Origin of the sequence: Salinivibrio sp. PR932 (assembly GCF_001996125.1) — a bacterium.
Classification (GTDB): domain Bacteria; phylum Pseudomonadota; class Gammaproteobacteria; order Enterobacterales; family Vibrionaceae; genus Salinivibrio; species Salinivibrio proteolyticus.
In genome coordinates, this window is sequence record NZ_MUFM01000005.1 from 69,293 (window position 1) to 91,796 (window position 22,504).

20 protein-coding genes and 1 other RNA gene are annotated in these 22,504 nt (G+C 52.9%); 12 read left to right on the forward strand and 9 right to left on the reverse strand.

The features are described 5' to 3' along the window. Positions 1–31: 31 nt before the first annotated feature. Positions 32–1,252 (reverse strand): arginine deiminase, encoded by a 1,221-nt coding sequence (gene arcA / locus BZG84_RS03500; protein WP_069587982.1) that lies wholly within the window; start codon positions 1,250–1,252, stop codon positions 32–34. Between the two features lie 329 nt (positions 1,253–1,581). Between arcA and rraB the strand changes: the two genes are divergently transcribed. Further along, positions 1,582–1,965, forward strand: a complete 384-nt coding sequence (gene rraB, locus BZG84_RS03505; RefSeq protein ID WP_077455376.1) for a ribonuclease E inhibitor RraB — start codon at positions 1,582–1,584, stop codon at positions 1,963–1,965. Between the two features lie 50 nt (positions 1,966–2,015). On the opposite strand, the gene BZG84_RS03510 is transcribed toward rraB, so the two are convergent. From BZG84_RS03510 to pepA, 4 genes are all read right to left on the reverse strand, one after another. Further along, the gene (locus BZG84_RS03510; RefSeq protein ID WP_077480327.1) at positions 2,016–2,399 is read right to left on the reverse strand and encodes a DUF2061 domain-containing protein; all 384 of its coding nucleotides are present in this window, start codon (positions 2,397–2,399) and stop codon (positions 2,016–2,018) included. Positions 2,400–2,634: 235 nt separating this feature from the next. Then, the gene (locus BZG84_RS03515; protein ID WP_077480326.1) at positions 2,635–5,493 is read right to left on the reverse strand and encodes a valine--tRNA ligase; all 2,859 of its coding nucleotides are present in this window, start codon (positions 5,491–5,493) and stop codon (positions 2,635–2,637) included. A gap of 18 nt (positions 5,494–5,511) precedes the next feature. After that, positions 5,512–6,006, reverse strand: a complete 495-nt coding sequence (locus tag BZG84_RS03520; RefSeq protein WP_077480325.1) for a DNA polymerase III subunit chi — start codon at positions 6,004–6,006, stop codon at positions 5,512–5,514. Positions 6,007–6,156: 150 nt separating this feature from the next. Continuing rightward, positions 6,157–7,668 (reverse strand): leucyl aminopeptidase, encoded by a 1,512-nt coding sequence (gene pepA / locus BZG84_RS03525; RefSeq protein WP_077480324.1) that lies wholly within the window; start codon positions 7,666–7,668, stop codon positions 6,157–6,159. Positions 7,669–7,858: 190 nt separating this feature from the next. Here pepA and lptF point away from each other — a divergent pair, with 190 nt between their 5' ends. Together lptF and lptG are read left to right on the forward strand one after the other, a co-directional pair. Then, complete coding sequence (lptF, locus tag BZG84_RS03530) at positions 7,859–8,959, forward strand: LPS export ABC transporter permease LptF (RefSeq protein ID WP_077480323.1); 1,101 nt, start codon at positions 7,859–7,861, stop codon at positions 8,957–8,959. Further along, positions 8,959–10,032, forward strand: a complete 1,074-nt coding sequence (gene lptG, locus BZG84_RS03535) for an LPS export ABC transporter permease LptG (RefSeq protein ID WP_069586583.1) — start codon at positions 8,959–8,961, stop codon at positions 10,030–10,032. The genes lptF and lptG overlap by 1 nt, the downstream gene beginning before the upstream one ends. Positions 10,033–10,117: 85 nt before the next feature. On the opposite strand, the gene BZG84_RS03540 is transcribed toward lptG, so the two are convergent. From BZG84_RS03540 to BZG84_RS03555, 4 genes are read right to left on the reverse strand one after another with little or no spacing between them, the layout of a single operon-like run. Then, entirely contained in the window at positions 10,118–10,654 is a 537-nt protein-coding gene (locus BZG84_RS03540; RefSeq protein ID WP_069586584.1) for a BON domain-containing protein, read from the reverse strand. 2 nt (positions 10,655–10,656) lie between these two features. Further along, a complete protein-coding gene (locus BZG84_RS03545) occupies positions 10,657–11,247 on the reverse strand; it encodes a phosphoheptose isomerase (protein ID WP_069586585.1) in 591 nt (196 codons plus the stop codon). Positions 11,248–11,250: 3 nt separating this feature from the next. Next, complete coding sequence (locus tag BZG84_RS03550) at positions 11,251–11,616, reverse strand: YraN family protein (protein ID WP_069586586.1); 366 nt, start codon at positions 11,614–11,616, stop codon at positions 11,251–11,253. Then, the gene (locus tag BZG84_RS03555) at positions 11,616–13,472 is read right to left on the reverse strand and encodes a penicillin-binding protein activator (protein WP_077480322.1); all 1,857 of its coding nucleotides are present in this window, start codon (positions 13,470–13,472) and stop codon (positions 11,616–11,618) included. The genes BZG84_RS03550 and BZG84_RS03555 overlap by 1 nt, the downstream gene beginning before the upstream one ends. A gap of 55 nt (positions 13,473–13,527) precedes the next feature. Here BZG84_RS03555 and rsmI point away from each other — a divergent pair, with 55 nt between their 5' ends. From rsmI to mraY, 9 genes are all read left to right on the forward strand, one after another. Then, complete coding sequence (rsmI, locus tag BZG84_RS03560; RefSeq protein WP_069586588.1) at positions 13,528–14,385, forward strand: 16S rRNA (cytidine(1402)-2'-O)-methyltransferase; 858 nt, start codon at positions 13,528–13,530, stop codon at positions 14,383–14,385. Between the two features lie 54 nt (positions 14,386–14,439). Then, an RNA gene (rnpB, locus tag BZG84_RS03565) (RNase P RNA component class A) lies at positions 14,440–14,820 on the forward strand. Between the two features lie 252 nt (positions 14,821–15,072). Continuing rightward, positions 15,073–15,531 carry a division/cell wall cluster transcriptional repressor MraZ gene (gene mraZ, locus BZG84_RS03570; protein ID WP_069586590.1) on the forward strand — a complete coding sequence of 153 codons (459 nt, stop codon included), beginning with the start codon at positions 15,073–15,075 and terminating at the stop codon, positions 15,529–15,531. 16 nt (positions 15,532–15,547) lie between these two features. Continuing rightward, a complete protein-coding gene (gene rsmH, locus BZG84_RS03575; protein ID WP_077480321.1) occupies positions 15,548–16,498 on the forward strand; it encodes a 16S rRNA (cytosine(1402)-N(4))-methyltransferase RsmH in 951 nt (316 codons plus the stop codon). 3 nt (positions 16,499–16,501) lie between these two features. Then, positions 16,502–16,831: a cell division protein FtsL gene (ftsL, locus tag BZG84_RS03580; protein WP_069586592.1), complete on the forward strand. Its 330-nt coding sequence runs from the start codon at positions 16,502–16,504 to the stop codon at positions 16,829–16,831. Beyond that, positions 16,828–18,594, forward strand: coding sequence for a penicillin-binding transpeptidase domain-containing protein (locus BZG84_RS03585; protein WP_069586593.1), 1,767 nt, complete (start codon positions 16,828–16,830; stop codon positions 18,592–18,594). Before ftsL ends, BZG84_RS03585 begins: the two co-directional genes overlap by 4 nt. Next, entirely contained in the window at positions 18,581–20,059 is a 1,479-nt protein-coding gene (murE, locus tag BZG84_RS03590; protein WP_077480320.1) for a UDP-N-acetylmuramoyl-L-alanyl-D-glutamate--2,6-diaminopimelate ligase, read from the forward strand. Before BZG84_RS03585 ends, murE begins: the two co-directional genes overlap by 14 nt. Then, on the forward strand, positions 20,056–21,420 hold the full coding sequence (locus BZG84_RS03595) for a UDP-N-acetylmuramoyl-tripeptide--D-alanyl-D-alanine ligase (protein WP_077480319.1): 1,365 nt from the start codon (positions 20,056–20,058) through the stop codon (positions 21,418–21,420). Before murE ends, BZG84_RS03595 begins: the two co-directional genes overlap by 4 nt. Then, positions 21,420–22,502, forward strand: coding sequence for a phospho-N-acetylmuramoyl-pentapeptide-transferase (gene mraY, locus BZG84_RS03600; protein WP_069586596.1), 1,083 nt, complete (start codon positions 21,420–21,422; stop codon positions 22,500–22,502). Before BZG84_RS03595 ends, mraY begins: the two co-directional genes overlap by 1 nt. Positions 22,503–22,504 lie beyond the last annotated feature (2 nt).

Consider the following 22,504-nt stretch of genomic DNA (forward strand, 5'->3'; position numbering starts at 1 on the left):
AGCCGCTGGCAAGGCAGCGGCTAACAGGCAGTTAGATACCGTCGCGTTCCAGCGGGCAGCTCATGCAGCGCGCGCCGCCTCGGCCTCGTCCGAGCTGATCTCCGGGCACAGATAACACCTTGATACCCGCTTTATCATATTTTTCATTGGTGTAGGTATTGCCTTCGTAGCCAATAACAACGCCAGGGCGTACGGTTAGCACGTTGTTGGCGTCGTTCCATTGCTCACGCTCGGCCGCGTAGCTATCACCACCGGTGGTAATGATATTGAGTGGGCCGACATCCAGCGCTTTTTCAATCGCGGTGAGGTAGCAAGATTGCGCTTCCACGTTCAGGCTGTCTTCCCCTTTGCGGGTTAAGCGCCAGCATGGCAAATCAGGACGCATCACGGTGGGGTAGACCGAGAAGGTATGCACATCCATATGGGTCATTACGGTATCAAGGTGCATACACGAGCGGCTTTTCGGCAGTTGTACCGCAATCACTTCTTTGGCTTGACCACTAAACAGCAGGCTTCGCGCCAATTGTTCAACCCCTTGAGGCGTGGTGCGTTCCGACATACCAATTAAGACAGCGCCGCGGCCAATCACTAACACATCGCCGCCTTCAATCATGGCGTTGTCGTAATCACGCACTTCATCACCGAGGTAATTAATAAACTGGCTTTCTGCAAATTCGGGATGCCAGCGATAGATGGCGCGCAGGTGATTGGTTTCACGTTGGCGTGCGGATTTTGCCATTGGGTTGAGTGAGACACCGCCATATACCCAGCAGGATGTATCTCGGGTAAATAAGTGGTTCGGTAGCGGCTCAATCACGAAATCGGTTTTGTCGTGCATCGCTTGCATCATTGAGGATGATTGCACGGGCAAGTCAATGTAGCTTAATCCGCCGAGTAAAATGTCGGCGAGTGCATTGTGATCGATATCGGCCATGTAGGCGCGCACGTCGTTAGCAAACTGATAGCCGAGGCGATATTGGTTGAGTTGGGTGTCGAGTAGCCATTGTTTTGCTTCTGGCACGGCGAGGGTTTCAACCAGCAAATCATGAAGCAAATAAACCTGCACCCCTTCGTTGGTTAAGGTGCGGGCGAACATATCATGCTCTTCTCCGGCTCGTTCCACCGCCAGAACATCATCAAATAACAGCTCATGGCAGTTCGATGGCGTCAGGTGGTTTAACGCTCGTTCAGGGCGGTGAAGCAATACCCGCTTCAGTTGCCCAACTTCTGATCCAACGTAAAACTCACTCATGGTAGGTCCTCTTTTTCCTTTCTACGGGCCAGGCAATGAGACAGACTACATCGCCTTACACACGTCATTGTGTGTCACCAGTGGTGCGGGGAGTGCAGGTCTTGCTCGAGGGACGGGCGTGTCTCATGTCCTCCTTGGATGGTCGAATAATGACAACCTTCTGAAAGCAGGTCAATGTTACAATTCACTAACAATCCCAGCGGACTAGCAAGGTCACAGAAAATTCATCAACTTGGCGACTTTCTGGTCAGTTTGCCTTTTTATCAACGTGGCATTTTTTGCTAAACCGTGCCATATTGCGCCCCACATTCACTATTTGGAGTCGCGGCATGTCACTGGCAGAAATGATTCAAGAGCAACAAGAAGATACTCGCATGATTATTGAGGAGCTTCTGGCGGATGGAAGCGATCCGGATGCGCTTTACACTATTGAGCATCACCTATCGGCGGCCACGTTTGCTGAGTTAGAAGATGCCGCTGTTGAGGCATTTAAACTGGGCTTTGAAGTGGCGGAAGCCGAAGAGCTAGAGCTGGAAGAAGGCGGGACCATCGTCTGCTTTGATGCGGTGATGGAAACGGCACTTAATGCCGAGCGTATTGATGAGCAAGTAGAAAAGCTAATGACGCTTGCTGAAAAACACGATATCGATTACGACGGCTGGGGCACGTACTTTGAGTCGGGTGAAGACGAAGACGGCGACGACAACGAATAAGTCGGCCATCCATCCTGTTTTAAAAGCCACGATATATCGTGGCTTTTTATTTAATGATGATGCCCCACATGAAGCGGTGCGGAGTTTACCGAATGGCGACGCTGCCATACCTTTTCGTGGAAGAAGTAGGCAAGGGTGTTGATGCTTGGCTCAACCAGTGCCAGTGCGCCACCGACTAACCAATCGCCACTGATCACATAGCCCACTAAGAAGGCAACGTTAAAGTGCACCACCGCAAAGCTGGCGGTTTTCACCACGGGACGTGCGCGGCGGCTCAGTTGCCAGAGTTTTTCATGAAGATAAAACGCGCCGGTATTGACGGTGGGCTCTGTCATCGCAATCAAGCTACCTATGATGATGTCGCCCGTCAGCACATAGGCCACGGTAAAGGCGATAGAAAAGTGGATAGCGGCAAAGCTTAATGTCTTTTTCATGGTGTAGCTCCTTCGCGGCAACACGCGTTTTATCAACACTGACAGTATGTCGTGTTTATGTCGATAAATAAAAACGGTTCTCACTATCTTTTAGATAGGGCGGAGCTATCAAGTGTGGTGGATTTTTGCTGCGGCGTGCTGAGTGACGGATGGGAGAGAATAAAAAAACCACGCCAGATGGCGTGGTTTATCACGAAGGTCTATCGATTTAAAACGTCCGACGTCAACGCTCGATTTAAAGCGCTGCAATCGTGGTTTTTTGCTCACCCAGTTTGGTGAGGCTGACACGATAGTTGTCGAGTTTTTCGCGCTCTTTGGCGACCACTGCTTCAGGAGCTTTGGAGACAAAACTTTCGTTGCCGAGCTTCCCTTCGATGCGTTTGATCTCGCCTTCTACTTTGGCGATTTCTTTATCCAAGCGCGCCAGTTCGGCATCTTTGTCAATCAGACCCGCCATCGGGATCAAGATTTCTGAGCCACCAACCAAGGCAGAAGCACAGGCTGGGAGAGATTCACTACCATCCAGTACCTTGAAGCTGCCTAGTTTGGCAAGAGCGTGTAAGGTCGCGCTGTTGGTGTTCGCACGAGCGGCATCGCGTTCATCAGCGGCTTTCAGCATCACCTCAAGCGGCTGGCTTGGCGCAATATCGTACTCAGCACGTAGGTTACGGATGCTAACGATAAACTGCTTCACCCACTCAATGTCTTCTGACGCTTGGGTGTTCACGCGGCTAGCATCAAATTGCGGCAGTGGCTGCTGCATAATGGTATCGCCTTCCACACCGTCAACCAGCGGTTTGACACTTTGCCAAATCGCTTCGGTGATGTAAGGGATCACCGGATGCGCCAGACGCAAGGTTTTTTCCAATACCGTGATCAGGGTATAGCGGGTGGCACGTTGTTGTGCTTCGTCGCCTTTCCACAGGACAGGCTTGGTAAGTTCCAAGTACCAGTCACAGAATTGGTGCCAAATAAACTCATACAACACACCGGCAGCCATATCGAGACGATAGTTGTCGAGGTGAGTATTGAAGTCTTTCGCCGCTTGCTGGAACTGAGATTCAATCCACTGATCAGCCAGTGAGAATTGCATCTCGCCGCCGTTCATGCCGCAATCTTGATCTTCGGTATTCATCAGCACATAGCGGCTGGCGTTCCAAAGTTTGTTACAGAAGTTGCGGTAACCTTCAAGGCGCTTCATGTCCCAGTTGATGTCACGACCGGTAGAGGCCAGCGCTGCGAGGGTAAAACGCAGTGCATCGGTGCCGTGGGCTTCGATGCCGTTTTCAAACGTTTTACGGGTCGCTTTCTCAATTTTTTCAGCCAGCTTTGGTTGCATCATGTTGCCGGTGCGCTTCGCTACCAACTCATCGATGCCAATGCCGTCAATCATGTCGAGAGGGTCAAGGACGTTACCCTTAGATTTTGACATCTTGGCGCCGCTTTCGTCGCGGATAAGGCCGGTCATATAGACCGTCTTAAAGGGCACTTGTGGCTTACCATTTTCATCTTTGATGAAGTGCATGGTCATCATGATCATGCGCGCCACCCAGAAGAAGATGATGTCAAAGCCTGATACCAACACGTCGGTCGGGTGGAAGGTTTTCAGCGCATCGGTGTTCTCTGGCCAGCCTAGGGTACCGAACGTCCAAAGTGCCGATGAGAACCAAGTATCTAGTACGTCATCGTCTTGGCGCAGCGTTACGTCGTCTGCCAGTTGGTTTTCACGACGGACTTCGTCTTCGTCACGGCCAACATAGACATTGCCTTGGTCGTCGTACCAGGCAGGAATGCGGTGACCCCACCAAAGCTGACGAGAAATACACCAGTCTTGTACGTCACGCATCCACGCAAAGTACATATTCTCGTATTGCTTAGGTACGAATTGAATGTCGCCATCTTCTACCGCTTTTACGGCAGGCTCTGCCAGTGGTGCAGTACGTACGTACCACTGGTCGGTAAGCATTGGCTCAATGACGACGCCGCCACGATCGCCGTATGGGACAGTGAGATCGTGATCTTTGATTTCTTCCAATAAACCCAGTGCGTCAAATTCGGCCACGATCGCTTTACGCGCGGCAAAACGCTCCAAACCTTGGTAGTTGGCTGGAATATCGGTTGGGTAAGCATTGCTTGGCTGACCTTTGTGATCAAACACTTCAGCACTGTCGCGGATATCGGCGTTCAGCGTGAGAATGTTGATCATTGGCAGCTGGTGGCGCTGGCCCACTTCATAGTCGTTGAAGTCGTGCGCGGGAGTGATTTTTACACAGCCGGTGCCTTTTTCCATGTCAGCGTGCTCATCGCCCACGATAGGGATACGACGATTCACCACTGGCAGTAACACGTGCTGACCAATCAGGTCTTTGTAGCGCGGGTCTTCTGGGTTAACCGCAACACCGGTATCGCCCAGCATAGTCTCCGGACGGGTGGTGGCAACCACAATGTAGTCTTTGCCTTCGGCTGTTGTCGCGCCATCGGCAAGTGGATAACGGAAATGCCACATGTGGCCTTTCTTGTCTTTGTTTTCCACTTCGAGATCGGAAATCGCGGTGTGCAATTTCGGATCCCAGTTCACCAAACGCTTACCACGATAGATAAGATCTTCTTGGTAAAGGCGAACAAAGACTTCTTTAACGGCATTGGAAAAGCCTTCATCCATGGTGAAGCGCTCGCGATCCCAATCGACAGAGGCACCGAGACGACGCAACTGTTGCGTGATCGTGCCGCCTGATTCGCCTTTCCATTGCCAGATCTTGTCGACAAACGCGTCACGTCCGTAGTCGTGCTTGGTCTTGCCTTCTTCGGCCGCGATCTTACGTTCCACCACCATTTGTGTTGCGATACCGGCATGGTCGGTACCCACTTGCCACAAGGTGTTTTTGCCTTTCATACGCTCGGCACGGATCAAGGTATCCATAATGGTATCTTGGAACGCGTGACCCATATGCAAGCTGCCAGTGACGTTTGGCGGCGGGATCATGATGCTATAGGCATCTTTGCTGGTATCACCATGAGGTCGGAAATAGCCCGCCTCTTCCCAGCGCTGGTACAGCGCTTTTTCAATTGATTGTGGGTTATATGTCTTTTCCATAGCGCTCTTGAAAGATCGTCAAGGTTTGGGCGATTGGTCGATGGCAAGGGTTTGAAGTTGCAGGCCTGCCAGTCGGTATGCTTTATATCGGTGACGCGCGTGCTGTTTGAGCGTCTCATCGCAAGGGACGAAGTCTACCACTTGTGCAAACGAAGGCGCAAAATTTGATGCCTCTGTCGCCAAATTGATTAGCACGCTGCGGTGCCCGGAGTGACGTACACCGGGCCAACCGATTTCTACGGGTGCACCACCTCGTGGTCCTTCTCCTACCAAATTATGGGGAACAAACGTATCGGCGTCGCGCTGCCATAAGGCATCATCCAGTTGATGGGCCTGTTGCTGGTCGCGGGCGGCGAGATAAATACGTTGTCCCTGTTGATAGTAATAGAAGGCCAAATGAATCGCGGTGTCTATTAACGTTTGTTGTTCGCGCGCTTGTTGTTTGGGCGTCAATCCATCGTCAGATGACGCGCCGTCGGGTGGCGCCAACAAATAAAAGGTGGCGGTGGACATATACGCTCCTAAAGTTGAGAAACGGCCTCCGTCCCAAAAGTGTGGTGTCCGGTCAAGCGCGGGACAACCAACATAGCGGATTGTGCGCGCTGACACCAGTGTCGATTAAAGTTCAGACAAAAAAAGGAGGCCGTTTGGCCTCCTTGGCAATTACTCGACCACTTCGAGGCCAGAGCGATTCAATAAGAACTGCACCAGCAAAGGCACCGGGCGGCCGGTTGAGCCTTTTTCCTTGCCGCCGCTTTTCCATGCGGTACCGGCAATATCTAGGTGTGCCCAGTTGTATTTCTTGGCAAAGCGCGACAAGAAACAGCCCGCAGTGATGGTGCCACCACCTTTGCCACCAATGTTGGCCATATCGGCAAAGGGGCTGTCGAGCTGCTCTTGGAACTCGTCAGTCATCGGCAGACGCCAAGCGCGATCACCTGCTTGCTCAGAAGCATTGATGATTTCATGCGCCAGCGGGTTCTGGTTGGCAATCAAAGCACTGATGTGATGGCTAAGAGCCATGATGCAGGCGCCGGTTAAGGTGGCCACATCAATCACACAGTCTGGCTCATAGCGTTCAACATAAGTCAGGGCGTCACACAAGACTAAACGGCCTTCGGCATCGGTGTTGAGCACTTCCACCGTTTGGCCTGACATAGTGGTGAGAATATCGCCGGGACGATAGGCTTGGCCATCTGGCATGTTTTCACAGCCGGCGAGCACACCGACGACGTTAAGCGGTAAGTTGAGCTCGGCAAGGGCACGCATCACCCCAAAGACAGACGCGGCACCGCCCATGTCGTACTTCATTTCGTCCATGCCCGCACCGGGCTTAATGGAAATGCCGCCTGAATCGAAGGTCAGTCCTTTACCGACCAACACAATCGGTTTGGCATCTGGGTCGGGATGGCCTTTGTATTCCATGATTGACATCATCGACTCGTTTTTCGAGCCTCGGCCAACGGCAAGGTAGGTATGCATGCCGAGCTTTTCCATTTCTTGCTCGCCGATGATGCGCGTGGTGACGGTATCAAAGTCGTCGGCTAAACGACGGGCTTGCGAGGCGAGGTAAGCCGGGTTTGCCACGTTGGGTGGCATATTGCCCAAATCTTTACACGCGTTGACACCTGAAGAAACGGCTAAGCCATGCGCAATCGCACGTTCACCCAAATTCAATTCACGACGGGTTGGCACATTGAACACCAACTTGCGTAGCGGGCGACGGATTTCTGGCTTCACGCTCTTGAATTGGTTGAAGGTGTAGAGGGTGTCTTTGGTGCTTTCAACGGCTTGACGGACTTTCCAGTAGGTGTCGCGGCCTTTCACGTGCAGCTCGGTTAAGAAGCACACCGCTTCCATCGACCCGGTTTCATTAAGGGTGTTGATGGTTTTTTTGATAATCTCTTTGTATTGGCGCTCGCCAAGTTCGCGCTCTTTACCGCAGCCGACCAGCAGGACACGCTCAGACAGGACGTTCGGGACATGGTGTAGCAGGAGCACTTGGCCTGGCTTGCCTTCCAAGTCACCGCGGCGCAGTAGGGCACTGATATAGCCGTCACTGATTTTGTCGAGTTGCTCGGCGACGGGTGACAGGCGGCGAGGTTCAAATACGCCCACGACAATACAGGCACTGCGTTGCTTTTCGGGGCTACCGCTCTTTACACTGAACTCCATTTGTACTCCTAGATCCTAAAGACAATTGAGACCAAATGTTGGATAATGCCGCCTCTATGTTGTTGAACGCTCTATTGCGCCCGGATCAGCCGGCGGTCAACAAATGGCCGAAAGATTAGAAAACAACTAATTAAACCAGAAACTATAGTTATTCGAGTAAAAAAACAAGTTTTCCATAGGTGCCTTCGCTTTGATAATTGTTCGATATTTGATCCGGGAGACGGTTAAGACACAAGTTGCAGTTTTATTTGTGTTATTTCTGGTCTTTTTTAGCCAAAAGTTTATCCGTGTTCTTGCCAATGCGACAGAAGGGTCGATTCCAAGTGATCAAATTATCACCTTGGTGGGACTCTACATGCCATCCATGGCCATGTTGATGTTGCCGCTAAGTTTGTACATTGGGATATTGATCACCTTTGGTCGCTTGTACGCGGAAAGTGAAATCACGGTGATGAATGCCACCGGAATTGGTAACGAATTTTTGATCCGCGCTGCATTGTATTTGGCACTGATCACAGGTTCCGTGGCCGCCTTTAATGCGCTATGGCTAACACCTTGGGCCAATAACCAAGAGCTGAAGGTGATGGAGCAACTGGAGGCAGAGTCGGGACTGGAGCTCTTAGTACAAGGCCAGTTCCAGAGTGCACCGTCTGGACAAGCAGTGATTTTTGTCGACAACATCGAAAATGACGGCAAGACCTTGAACCGTATTTTTGTCGCCCAACCTGTGCCCCGCGAGTCGCTGCTGCCCAACGTGGTGGTGTCGGATAAAGGCTATATCTCGGAGTTGCCAGATGGGCGTCAGGTGCTCGATTTAGTCGATGGCACCCGCACCGAAGGGATCCCTAGTCGCCTTGAATATGGGGTGACCACCTATAAAAACTATCAGGTATTGATTGGCCAGCGTGAAGTGCGTGAAAAAAGCCGAGATTGGGACGCGGTGCCGACTTTGCAGCTATTTGGGGAAAGCAGCTTAAAAGCGCGTGCCGAGCTGCAGTGGCGGATCTCGCTGGTCCTGTGTATCCCGCTGATGACCATGATTGTGGTCCCGCTGTCATCGGTGAACCCTCGCCAAGGACGCTTTGCCAAGCTCTTCCCGGCGATATTGATTTATCTGGCCTATTTCTTGTCTATCAGCGCAGCAAAATCCGCGGTCGAAGATGGTGATTTACCCGCACAAATTGGTTTGTGGAGTGTTAACGTCGCGGCCTTGTTACTCGCGGTTATTTTAGCCAGTTGGGACTCATTACCTATGCGTAAACTCAAAGCCAGTTTGAAAGGAGCCGCCTGATGTTTCGCATCCTAGATTGGTATATCGGCCGCACCCTGATCGGCACCTCATCCCTGTGTTTGGCCACACTGGTTGGGTTATCCGCCATCATCAAGTTCGTCGAACAGCTGCGTTCGGTCGGGGATGGCGCTTACACCATGGGCAAAGCAATTTTCTACGTGCTGCTGAGCATGCCGCGTGACATTGAAATGTTTTTCCCCATGGCAGTATTGCTCGGCGCTCTGATTGGACTTGGGATGCTAGCATCCAGCTCCGAGCTGGTGGTAATGCAGGCGGCAGGCGTGTCGAAACTGCAAATCGGTATGTCGGTGCTGAAAACCGCGATCCCCTTGATGCTGATTGTCATGGTGCTCGGTGAATGGGGCGCGCCTGATGCGCAAAAAGCCGCCCGTGAGCTGCGTTCGATTGCTAAATCCGGCGGGAATGTCATGTCGGTACGACGCGGGGTATGGGCCAAAGATGGTAATGATTTTATTTATATTGCTCGGGCCGACGAGCAAGACAACCTCAATGGCGTAAGCATCTGGAAGTTTGATGACAACCAAGTGATGACCAATGTGGTGTTTGCCGAACGTGCCGACTACCTCGATAAAGACAGTTGGATGCTCAAAGATGTCACCATTACGCGCATGCAAAATCACACCGCCTTTACCAATGTGAAGCAAGACCAACTGGTGTGGAAAACCACGCTCACCCCCGATAAATTGGCGGTGGTGACGGTAAAACCGGAAGAGCTGCCGCTATCTGGCTTGTATAGCTATGTCACCTATCTGAAAGCCTCGCAGCAGGATGCGTCGCGCTATGAGCTCGCGTTGTGGCGAAAAGCGGTGCAGCCACTGTCGATAGCGGTGATGATGCTGTTGGCACTGAGCTTCGTGTTTGGTCCGCTTCGTAGTGTCACCATGGGCGCTCGGGTACTGTCTGGGGTGATTTTCGGGTTCGGTTTTTATATTGCTAACGAAGTGTTTGGGCCGATGAGTTTGGTGTATAAGCTGCCGCCAGCGTTAGGGGCTGTGACGCCGAGTTTGATTTTCTTGGCCGTCACCTTGCTACTCCTGAGACGCAAATTGTAGCCACCGCATCGATACATGACGAAGACAAAAAAGGCCAAGGTATGGTTTCTTTGGCCTTTTACTTGGATAAGAGCGCGGATGCGTGCTAGCGCTGGTCCGTGTACTGAAACGCTTTAATCACCTGATTGACGCCGCGAATATTGCGGGCGATATCGGCGGCTTTATCCGCTTGTGCTTGGGTCACGGCACCGAGAAGAAAGACTTCTCGTGCCTCGGTCACCACTTTGATGTTCACGCTGCGCAGGGTGTCATCGGCAACAAGCGCAGCTTTAACGCGGGTCGTGAGCCAGCTGTCGGTACTAATATCAGCCAAGCCCAGCATCGGCGCTTGGCGAATTTGGTTGTAGACCACATCCACATTGTCGAGCGCACGAATGCGGGCAACAAACTCCTCGGTCAATGCCGGATCGGCACTTTGCCCCACCAAGAGAACCTGACCTTGAAAAGCCGCGGCTTTCGCGCGGATCTTATTTCTAAACGGTGGTTTATTGACAATGCCAGCGGTATTGAGACCGATTTGTGTATCTTGCCATTCTTCGCCAGTGGTGCGCGGGTCAGAAGAGTAAACGGCGGAACAAGCCTGTAAGGTAAAGGCGAGTAAAACGGTCAATAACACACGCATGTTTATTCTCCGTGAGAAGGGAAAAGCACCTGATCAATTAAGTCACACAGGCAGTGCACGGCAAGTAGGTGACCTTCTTGAATACGCGCTGTACGCTGTGAGGGAATACGAATTTCGACATCTCGTTGGCCAAGCAAGCCTGCCATTTCGCCGCCGTCTTTGCCTGTCATGGCAATGATGGTCATATCGCGCGTCACCGCGGCTTCCATTGATTTAATGATGTCTTTGCTGTTTCCGCTCGTTGAGATGGCGAGGAGCACATCCCCGGCTTGGCCGAGCGCGCGTACTTGCTTGGAAAACACTTCATCGTGGCTGTAATCGTTCGCCACCGCCGTTAACGTGGTGGTGTCTGCGGTCAGCGCTAACGCCGGCAAGCTAGGACGCTCGGTTTCGAAGCGGTTTAGCAAACAGGAGGCGAAATGTTGCGCATTAGCTGCAGAGCCGCCATTGCCACAGCAAAGAATTTTATTGCCATTCAGCAGGCTTTGCACCATCACTTGTGCCGCTTGTGACAGATGCTCTGGGATCGCTTCTGCGGCCGCGATTTGTGTTTGAATACTCTCGGTAAAGCTTTCTTTGATGCTTTCTAGCATTACTTACCCTTCAACGATGTTTTTTATCCAGTTGATTGCTTCAACGTGGCCATCAAAGGTCACAGCGTCAAAGCGAAACTCGGTGTGGTGACTGTGAAAGCCGTGACGTTGCATCCAACGTTCGGCAGCAAGGTACAAGCGGCGGCGTTTGGTGGCGGTGATGCTTGCGGCAGCGCCGCCAAAACCTTTCCCCCGTCGGAATCGGACTTCGACGAAGACTAGGCACTTGCCCTCTTGCATGATTAAATCCAGCTCGCCGCGGCGGCTATGGGCGTTTTTATCCAGTAAGGTCAGCCCCTGTTGGAGCAGGTATTGGCAAGCATGTTGCTCGTAAGCTTGTCCCGTCTCCTTAGTTGGCTGACCTTGCATTACTGGCTTGCTCCGTTATCTGTCGGGGCAACCGGCTCGATGTCGGTTTTGCCAAAGCGTGCCCACTGCATTTTACGGTTAATGACGCAGTTGTCACCGAGCGACAGTTGTCCGGTTTGACCATTAACCTGATAACCGGGCAGCGCTTGCATTTGGGGCAGGCCGGTTAGCAGGGCGTAAGCATCGACCCCCAGCGCATGTAAGCGCGCGGTATTATTACTTTGTGCTGGGTGGCGACGCGCATGTTGCTGGTGTGCTTCGCTGTCTGGGCTGATCAGAAGAGGGACATCGCTAAACTCAATGCCTTGTAACTCGCCCAGTTGTCCCATGCCATCGGCGCGGTTGTTGCTGCGTGAGCTGGCATACAGTTTAGGCGGAACCACATCAGGATTAATCGCCACTTCGATGAAAGGTTTCAACAAGGTCAGATCGGCGGCACCGGCTACCATGTAAACCGCATCGATATCGCGACGACTTCTTGGCTGCGATAACAAAGGCAGATCGGTCAGCTGTTTCATTTGCTGAATACGGCGCTGACTCCCGTCTAATCCGAAAATGGATTGAATGCGGGCTTGCATGCCACTGCGATCACCAAAGGCGGCTTGCTCCGGTTGGGTGTCCGTCAAAGCCTGCCAGCGGGTGGAAAACGCTTCGCTCATTCGACGCCCAAAGGTGGAGTCAGGATACAGCACCATCGGGAATTGATAGCCTTGGTTATAAAGGTGATCGGCGGCTTGTGCTGCTTCTTGCTCGGGAGAAAGGGTGAAATAACACACACCGGGAGTGAAACTATCATCGTTGGGCTGGTTCAATGCCAACAAAGGCACTTGACCGGCGATTGCCTCACTGACTGCGGCGACCATGTGTTTTTGGAGCGGGCCAACCACAAAGTCGAGACGATCGTCTTGCACGCGCTGTTCAAGGGCCTGCATATCGAGCGCATTGGTGTCGTAGAAAAACACCGTCGGCTTTTGCTCACTCTTGTCATCGAGCATGGCTTCAACAAAGCCGTCGCGAATGGCATCCCCTTGTTCGGCAAACTTGTCACTCAGTGGCAGCATCACACCGACACGTGTTGGTTGGGTGATGGTAAGCGACTGAATATCTGCCAAGTTGTCAGGCAAGTACCGATTGGCCGGATGCGCGGGGTGCTGGCTCAAGTAATCATTTAGCGCGGTTTGCATTTGAGCTGGATCGCGGCTGTAGCGCCGTGCAATGTCTAGCAAGCGAACCCAACCGGCGAGAATGTCATCATCGCCGCTTTCAATCCGTTTCACTTCGCGCTGGTTTAATTGCTGCAAATCTTGCCACAAAGTATTCCACGCTTGGCGAGCCTCGTTGCCTTCCAAATAGCCAGCGGCCAAGCGTTGGTTGGTCACCGCGGCGAAGGCATTGCTTTGCTGACGCGCAATGGTGGCTTTTTGACGATAAAAACGCGCGCGCTGCTCGGCACTCAACTGCCAACTTGGGTTGAGGGTGAGTGCTTCGTCAGCTTGAGGGAGCTTGCCGGTTTCCGCTAGAAAGCGTGCCCGTGTCAGCGTCCACTCGATCTGTTGATCGGTGGTAAGAGGACGTCGTTCCAAGCGTTGGAGTAAAACGTCTGCTTGGTTGAACTGTTGCTCGTTAATGAGCGCCTTGATTGCCAGTAAAAACCAGTCATTTTGCTGGTTGCCTTCACTGGTTTCCGCTTGCAGCAGGTAGAAGGTTGAGTTCTCCTTCGCCGGTTGACTGATCGCATGGCGAGCTGTGGGTCCTGTGGTTGGCGCGCTACAGGCCGCCAGTGCCAACGCCAAGGCTACAGGCGTGACAAGTCGTGTTACACTTTGACGCTTCTGGGTAAGTTTAAGCATGAACATGTTTCAACCGTGACAACGTTGCCCCTATCTTAATCGCCGAAGGGTTGTTAAACAAATGACTGATGCAAATCTATCCGAGCGGGCACTTCCCACGCTATATATTGTACCGACGCCAATCGGCAATTTGGCTGACATCACGCAACGTGCGTTAGAGGTGTTAGCCAATGTTGACCTGATTGCCGCCGAAGATACGCGGCACACGGCTCGATTATTGTCGCATTTCTCGATTAGCACCAAAACGTTTGCCCTGCACGAACATAATGAGCAGCAAAAAGCGGCTGCGCTGATTAATCGCTTACAGCAAGGTCAGTCGATAGCTCTGGTCTCCGATGCGGGCACGCCGCTGATCAGTGACCCAGGCTATCACCTTGTGACGCAATGCCGCGACGCGGGGATCCGAGTGGTGCCGCTGCCGGGCGCGTGTGCGGTGGTGACTGCATTGAGTGCATCAGGCTTGCCTTCAGACCGCTTTAGTTTTGAAGGGTTCCTGCCGCCGAAAACGAAAGCCCGTCAAGACACGTTCCGTGATTTAGCCGATGACCCGCGCACCTTGATTTTTTATGAGTCGCCGCACCGTATCCGCGATAGTTTGGCCGATATGCTGGCAGTGCTTGGGCCAGAACGTCGCGTGGTACTGGCGCGCGAGCTCACCAAAACCTTTGAAACCATTCACGGCGCGCCCTTGGGGACATTAATTGAATGGTTGAATGAAGACCCCAACCGCTTAAAAGGCGAGATGGTGTTGCTAGTGGCTGGCCACCGTGCGGATAAAAATGCGTTGCCACAGTCCGCCTGTCGCGCATTAGGGTTACTTGCCGCTGAGCTACCTCTTAAAAAAGCGGCGGCGTTAGTCGCGGAACTGTATTCGGTTAAAAAGAACGCACTCTATAAGTGGGGCTTGGAGAATCTGTAACTGGGCGTGATTTTGGCTGGCTTGCGCTAACAATCTTCTATATACTCCCCCGCTCGAGTTGGCCGGGTAACCGCTGCTTTATTGATGTCCTTTGGGAGACTGATAAAGGGGAGGAAAGTCCGGGCTCCTCAGGGCAGGGTGCCAGGTAACGCCTGGGGGGCGTGAGCCTACGACCAGTGCAGCAGAGAGTAGACCGCCGATGGCTCTTCGGAGCACAGGTAAGGGTGAAAGGGTGCGGTAAGAGCGCACCGCGCGTCTGGCAACAGTTCGTGGCACGGTAAACTCCACCCGGAGCAAGACCAAATAGGTCCCTATTGGCGCGGCCCGCGTTTGGGGACGGGTAGGTTGCTGGAGCCTGTGAGCGATTGCAGGCCTAGACGAATGGTTACCGCCGTTTTTACGGTACAGAACCCGGCTTACAGGCCAACTCAACCGCATTTATAGGCGAGCCTTTTTGGGCTCGCCTTCTTGTTTTCAGCGATTGGTCAGATGATTTAGTTATATTGCTATCAATAGTCGATAGGTGAACACAGACTAACCAGCTGAATTGCCTCTTTTATTTCATAATGTGTGATCGTAATCACTTTCGTGACTCGCTTGACTTTCTTTTTACCTGCTACGTACACTTCTGGGTGGGAAAATGTGGTGTAAAGTGGATAATTTTGGTGAAAAAGGGAAAATAACGCCATGTTACGAGGCGTCAGCGCCATTTCGGTCGATAAAAAAGGACGGCTTGCCTTGCCGACCCGTTATCGTGATGCGTTAGTCGCGCATTGCGAAGGCCGCTTTGTGTGCACCATTGATCACCAACTCCCTTGCTTGGCCTTATATCCGGTCCCTGAATGGGAAGTGATTGAAGACAAGCTCTCAAAATTATCCAGCTTTCAGCCTGCAGAGCGGCGTCTCCAGCGTTTGTTGCTTGGGCACGCATTTGATTGCGAAATGGACGGACAAGGGCGACTGCTGCTTGGGTCCACGTTGCGCCAATATGCCGGACTGGATGGCAAAGCGATGTTGGTCGGCCAGCTCAACAAATTTGAAATTTGGGATGAGCAAACCTGGCAGCAGCAAATTCGTCAGGATATGGATACACAGGCGGAGTCAAACCACCTCATCAGTGAACGATTAGCAGATCTGTCACTGTAATTAATGAAGCGAATTTATGTCAGAACAATATACCCATGTATCCGTCCTTTTAAATGAGTCTGTGGACGGCCTTGCCATTAAACCTGACGGCATTTATGTCGACGGCACCTTTGGCCGTGGCGGCCACTCGCGACATATTTTGTCTCAGTTGGGCGAGAACGGGCGCTTGTATGCGATTGATCGCGATCCTCGTGCCATCGAAGAAGCGGGCACCATCAAGGATCCGCGTTTTCAAATTATTCATGGGCCATTTTCGGGCATTGAAACCTACCTCACCGATTTAGGATTGGCAGGAAAAGTCGATGGTGTGTTGCTCGATTTGGGCGTGTCGTCGCCACAGTTGGATGATCCGACCCGTGGCTTTAGCTTTTTGCGCGATGGGCCGCTCGATATGCGTATGGACCCGACTGCTGGCCAGTCTGCTGCGCAGTGGTTGGAAACTGCAAGCGCCGATGACATTGCTTGGGTGCTAAAAGTCTTTGGTGAAGAACGCTTTGCCAAGCGGATTGCCCATGCGATCGTCAAATACCGTGAAGATGAAGAGACCCCGCCGCTTGAAACCACCAGTCAACTGGCCAAGTTGATCGATAATACGGTGCCGTTTAAAGAGAAGAAAAAGCACCCCGCGACTCGCAGCTTTCAGGCGATCCGCATTTATATCAACAGTGAGCTCGATGAGATAGAACTGGCTCTGCAAGGCGCATTGGCGGTGTTAGCGCCTCAAGGACGCTTATCGGTGATCAGTTTCCACTCACTCGAAGATCGCATGGTGAAACGCTTTATTCGCAAACAAAGCAAAGGGCCGGAGGTGCCGAAAGGGGTGCCTCTGACTGAGGCGCAGATTGCTGAACTTGGTTCGGCGGCGATGAAACCCATCGGTAAAGCGATCAAACCATCGTCACAAGAAATTGAACACAATGCCCGTGCACGCAGTTCGGTGCTGCGTGTAGCAGAAAAGCTTGGATAAATCATGGAAAGACGCCCGAGCCTCGCTAAACAAATTCGCCACGACCTACTGGCAGTAGGCAAGGTGCCTTTGTTGCTGCTCGGCGCTGTGCTGGTGTCGGCAATTGCGGTGGTATTGATGACACAATCCACCCGCAACTTGATTGCTAAACAAGATGCGTTGCTCGACCAGCGTGAAACCTTAGAAGTGGAATGGCGAAACCAACTGTTGGAGGAAAACTCCCTGTCGGAACATAGCCATGTCGAATCTGTGGCGCGAAACGCGTTTGGTATGATTCGGCCCACGCAAAAAAATGAAGTGATCGTTAAACGACCCTTGAGTACGAACCCGTGAAAAAGCGTACCCAGAAGCCAGCAAATCGACGCACGCCAAAAGCGCCACCTGTTTTTATCAAGTGGCGCTTTGGCCTTATTTGTGTGTTTATTGGTCTTGCGTTCGCCGCACTGGTGGCTCGGGCGGCTTTTATTCAAGTAATTGAGCCCGACCGTTTACGCTACGAAGGGGACTTACGTTCGGTCAGGGTGGAAGAAGTACATTCCGCCCGTGGGATGATATCCGACCGCAATGGTGAGCCTTTGGCGGTCAGTGTGCCTGTCCAAGCAGTCTGGGCGGATCCTGTCACGGTATTTAAGCATCAGGGATTAGCGAAAAAAGATCGTTGGTACGCACTTGCGGATGTGTTGGGACTGGATCGCCAAGCTCTGATCGACAAAATTGAAGCAAACCGCAACCGCCGTTTTATCTACCTGCAACGCCAAGTCCGCCCGGCCATGGCGTCTTATGTCAACAAGCTCGACCTGCCCGGGGTGGGCTTAAAAGAAGAGTCTCGTCGTTTTTACCCTAGTGCCGAAGTGAGTGCTCACTTGGTGGGTGTGACTGGTATCGACGGTCACGGTTTGGAAGGGATTGAACGCCGTTACGATGAGTGGCTTACCGGTGAACATGGCAAACGTACCGTACGCAAAGACCGCTTTGGTCGCGTGGTAGAGCACATTGCCACCGAAGATAAAAAAGAAGGCCAACCCATCGCATTGAGTATTGATCAGCGCCTGCAAGCCATTGCTTATCGCGCGATTAAGCAAGCGGTCGCAGATTACCGCGCTACGTCTGGTTCACTGGTGATGGTGGATGTCAAAACCGGTGAAGTACTCGCCATGGTCAATGCGCCTTCCTATAACCCCAATAACCGTGGTGATCTGAAAAGCTTTAATATGCGCAACCGTGCGATCACCGATGTGTTTGAGCCCGGCTCCACCATGAAGCCTTTTGTGGTGCTGACGGCGTTGGAAAATGGGGTCGCCGACATGAATACCGTGATTGATACCGGAAACGGCATCATGCAAATCGGCGGCAGCCGCGTGCGTGATGTATCGAAAGTCGGCAAAGCCAATCTGGCGCGCATTCTCAAAAAATCCAGCAACATAGGTGTCAGTAAGCTGTCATTGGCAATGCCGGTCGAAACCTTACTTGGTGAGTATGGCAGTTTTGGTTTGGGGGCGAGCACTGGCGTTGAGCTGGTTGGGGAGTCGGTAGGTATTTTCCCGACCCGTCGCCGGTGGTCCGATTTTGAACGTGCGACCTTAGCGTTTGGTTATGGTTTGTCGGTCACGCCTGCACAGCTTGCCCGTGCTTATGCCACCTTGGGCTCACTGGGTGTGAATCGTCCGTTGAGCATCATCAAGCATGAAGGGGTGACAGAAGGCAAACAAGTCGCTACCCGCGACAATGTCTATAAAGTGCTGCAGATGCTAGAAGGTGTCACTCAAGAAGGTGGCAGTGCACGTCGTGCGGCGGTGGATGGTTATCGTGTTGGTGCTAAAACCGGGACGGCAAAAGTCGCGGTCGCGGGAGGATACGGTGACGAATACATTGGCTACACCGCGGGGCTGGCGCCGATCAGTAACCCACGACTCGCGATGGTGGTGGTGATCAACGAACCCCAAGGTGACAAGTATTATGGCGGCCAAGTGGCAGCCCCAGTATTTTCGAGCGTGATGAAAAGTGCGCTTCAGATTTTAAATATTGCTCCGGATGCTCAGACCGGCCCGGGGCTTCAAGTAGCTCAGCGTTCTAACCAAGTGGATGCGAATGAATGATTTAAAGCAGTGGCTAAGCCCTTGGCTAGCTGATGCACCGAGTATCACAGTAAACCGACTCACGTTGGACAGTCGCCAAGTGACGTCAGGAGATGTGTTTGTTGCCATTGCCGGCCATCAAGTGGATGGCCGGCGGTTTATTCCTGCGGCCATCGAGGCTGGTGCGGTGGCGATTGTTCAGCAAGCCGATGATGCAATGGCACGTCTTGATTGGCACCACGAGGTGCCGGTTATCTCTTTACCGGACCTCCCCACCATGCTGTCAGCGTTGGCGGCTCGTTTCTATCACGACCCGCAGCAGCGAATCGGCTTGATTGGCGTGACCGGCACCAACGGTAAGACCACGGTGTCGCAGCTAATTGCACAATGGCTTGATGCGCTAAATGCGCCCACCGCGGTGATGGGCACCACAGGCAATGGCTTTATCGGCCGACTGCAGGCCGCGGAAAATACCACTGGCGATGCCATTAGTATTCAAGCGCAGTTAGCGACCTTTGCCGACCAAGGCGCCAAGCATGTAGCGATGGAAGTGTCCTCGCATGGATTGGTGCAAGGCCGCGTGGCGAGCTTGGCCTTTGATGCGGCGGTATTTACCAATCTCAGCCACGACCACCTTGATTATCACGGCACCTTAGCGGCATACGCTGAGGCGAAAAAGCAGCTTTTCTCATTGGGTAATCCGCTCAAAGTGATTAATGCCGATGATAAGGTGGGACGCCAATGGCTACGCGAGTGGCCCGAGGCGATTGCGGTCGCGCTGCACGCAGATTCTTTGCAACACCACGTCGGCCCTTATGTGCGTGCCACCCAGATTGATTTTGCCACCGACGGCGTGCGTGTGATGGTCGAAACCAGTTGGGGGCAAGGGGAGTTGAATGCTGCCTTGGTGGGGGATTTTAACGTCAGCAATCTCTTGGTCAGCTTGGCGACCCTATTAGGCTTAGGCTATTCACTGGATGCCTTGTTAGCCACTAGCGATCAATTGAACGCCGTCATTGGCCGGATGGAGGTTTTTCTTGCTCCTGACAAACCGACCATGGTGGTTGACTATGCTCACACGCCCGATGCGCTGGAGAAGGCACTGATCGCACTGCGCCGCCACTGTCGGGGTAAGTTGTGGTGTGTATTTGGCTGCGGCGGCGATCGCGATACTCGCAAGCGTCCGGTGATGGCTCGCATCGCAGAGCAATATGCCGATCAGGCGGTATTGACTAACGATAACCCGCGCAGTGAAGCGCCCAATGCGATTACCGATGACATGCTTGCTGGGATGCAGGCCCCCGATAACGCGTGGGTGGAGCACGATCGCGCGCGTGCGTTGTCACGGGTGATGCAGGCGGCCAAGGCTGACGATATCGTGCTGGTCGCGGGCAAAGGCCATGAAGACTACCAAGTCCTTGCCGACGGCAAAGTGCATTATTCCGACCGTGAAACCGTGGCTGCGTTACTGAAGGAGTTACCATGATTACCACCGCACTCACAACTTTTGCTGATGTTTTGGCCGCGCAATGGCACGGTGTGGACACCCCGCCGACGCTGGATGTTGCCGCGATCACTACAGATACCCGACAGGTGTCTGAAGGCGCGCTATTTGTGGCGTTGAAAGGCGAACGGTTTGATGGGCACGACTTTGCAGAACAAGCCAAGCAGGCGGGCGCTGTAGCTCTGGTGGTATCGACACCGCTGGATATCGACTTGCCGCAATTGGTGGTCAACGATACCCGTATCGCACTGGGCCAGCTGGGCGCGTGGGTTAAAGCGCAGTGTCAGGTTCCTACTATCGCGATTACGGGCAGCTGTGGCAAAACCACGGTCAAAGAAATGCTCGCGTCCATTTTGTCGCGCAAAGGGAAGACCTTGGCCACCGCAGGCAATTTTAATAACGATATCGGGGTGCCGCTCACCTTGTTTCGTCTCACGCCCGATCATGACTATGCGGTGATTGAGCTGGGGGCGAACCATATCGGTGAAATTGCATACACCACATCGCTTGTCAAACCGGATATTGCCATGGTGACCAACCTTGCAGCTGCCCACCTTGAAGGGTTTGGCTCGCTAGAGGGGGTCGCGACCGCCAAAGGTGAAATCTATCAAGGCCTGCCTCAAGGCGGCATTGCGCTGGTTAACGCGCAAAGCCATGGCGGTGAGAAATGGCAAGCCGTGTTGGCAGACAAAAACGTGATTCAGGTGACTGAGCAAGCGGCTGCGCCTTTGCAACTGGTGGAGAGCGAGCTGGTCGAGGCGGGCTGCTACCGCTTAGTGTTCAGTGACGGCGAGCAGCAATCTACGGTGACGTTACCGCTGCCCGGCAAACACAATATTACCAATGCATTGATGGCCGGGTGTGCCGCGATGCAGTTACCGGGCGTGACCTTAGAGGACGTTACTCAAGGACTTGCGGCGATGAAAAATGCCGCAGGTCGCACCGAAGTGAGTGAGCCGCGTGCCGGACTGCGCTTGATTGACGATACCTACAATGCCAGCGTTCCGGCGATGAAATCCGCCATCGACGTGCTTGCCAGTTATTCTGGCGAGCGTTGGTTGATTTTAGGCGATATGGCCGAGCTAGGGCAGTACAGCGAACAAATGCACCGAGATGTGGGTGAGCACGCCGCTAAGGCGGGGCTGACGCAGGTGTTTACCACAGGAACCGATAGCCGTGTGATCAGTGAATGCTGTCACGGCCGTCATTTTGACTCAAAAGACGCGCTGATCGCGCATGTAGTAACCATGATGAAAACACATAATCCCGACACCATTTTGGTCAAAGGCGCCCGAGGTATGGCGATGGAGGCGGTTGTTGCCGCCATTAAGGAGGCCTGCTGATGCTGGTATGGTTAGCTGAGGCATTGCAGGGCTTTTTCCCGTCGATGCGACTGTTTGAATATTTGACCTTTCGCGCCATTGTGAGTGCGTTAACTGCGCTGGTGTTCTCGTTATGGATGGGGCCTAGATTGATCAAATATCTGCAATCGATGCAGATTGGCCAAGTGGTACGAGAAGAAGGGCCCGAATCGCACTTTAGCAAGCGTGGTACACCTACGATGGGCGGGGTGCTTATCCTAGCCGCCATTACCCTGACCGTCTTTTTATGGGCAGATTTATCGAACCCCTATGTGTGGGCGGTGATGGTAGTGTTGCTAGGGTACGGTACGGTCGGCTTTGTCGATGATTATCGCAAAGTGGTGCGCAAAAACACCGATGGCTTAATTGCACGTTGGAAGTATTTTTGGCAATCCGCCATTGCGCTAGGTGTGGCGTTTGCGCTGTATGCGCACGGTAGTGACACCGCCGCGACCCAACTGGTTGTTCCCTTTTTCAAAGATGTGATGCCTCAACTGGGGCTGTTTTATATCGTCTTTACCTATTTTGTGATTGTTGGTACCAGTAATGCGGTGAACCTAACCGATGGGTTGGATGGTCTTGCGATTTTGCCGACGGTGATGGTCGCGGGAGGCTTTGCGTTTATTGCGTGGGCAACGGGGAATGTGAACTTTGCCAGCTATCTGCATATCCCTTACATCAAATACAGCAGTGAGCTGGTGGTGGTGTGTGCGGCTATTGTCGGCGCTGGCTTAGGCTTTTTGTGGTTTAACACCTATCCAGCCCAAGTATTCATGGGCGATGTCGGCTCGTTGGCCCTCGGTGGCGCGCTAGGCACCATTGCTGTCTTGGTGCGCCAAGAATTGCTGTTGATCATCATGGGCGGCGTGTTTGTGATGGAAACCGTGTCGGTGATCTTGCAAGTCGGCTCTTATAAATTGCGTGGGCAGCGCATTTTCCGTATGGCACCGATTCATCATCACTATGAATTAAAAGGGTGGCCGGAGCCGCGAGTCATTGTCCGCTTTTGGATTATTTCTTTGATGCTGGTGCTGATTGCACTGGCAACGCTGAAGGTACGTTAATC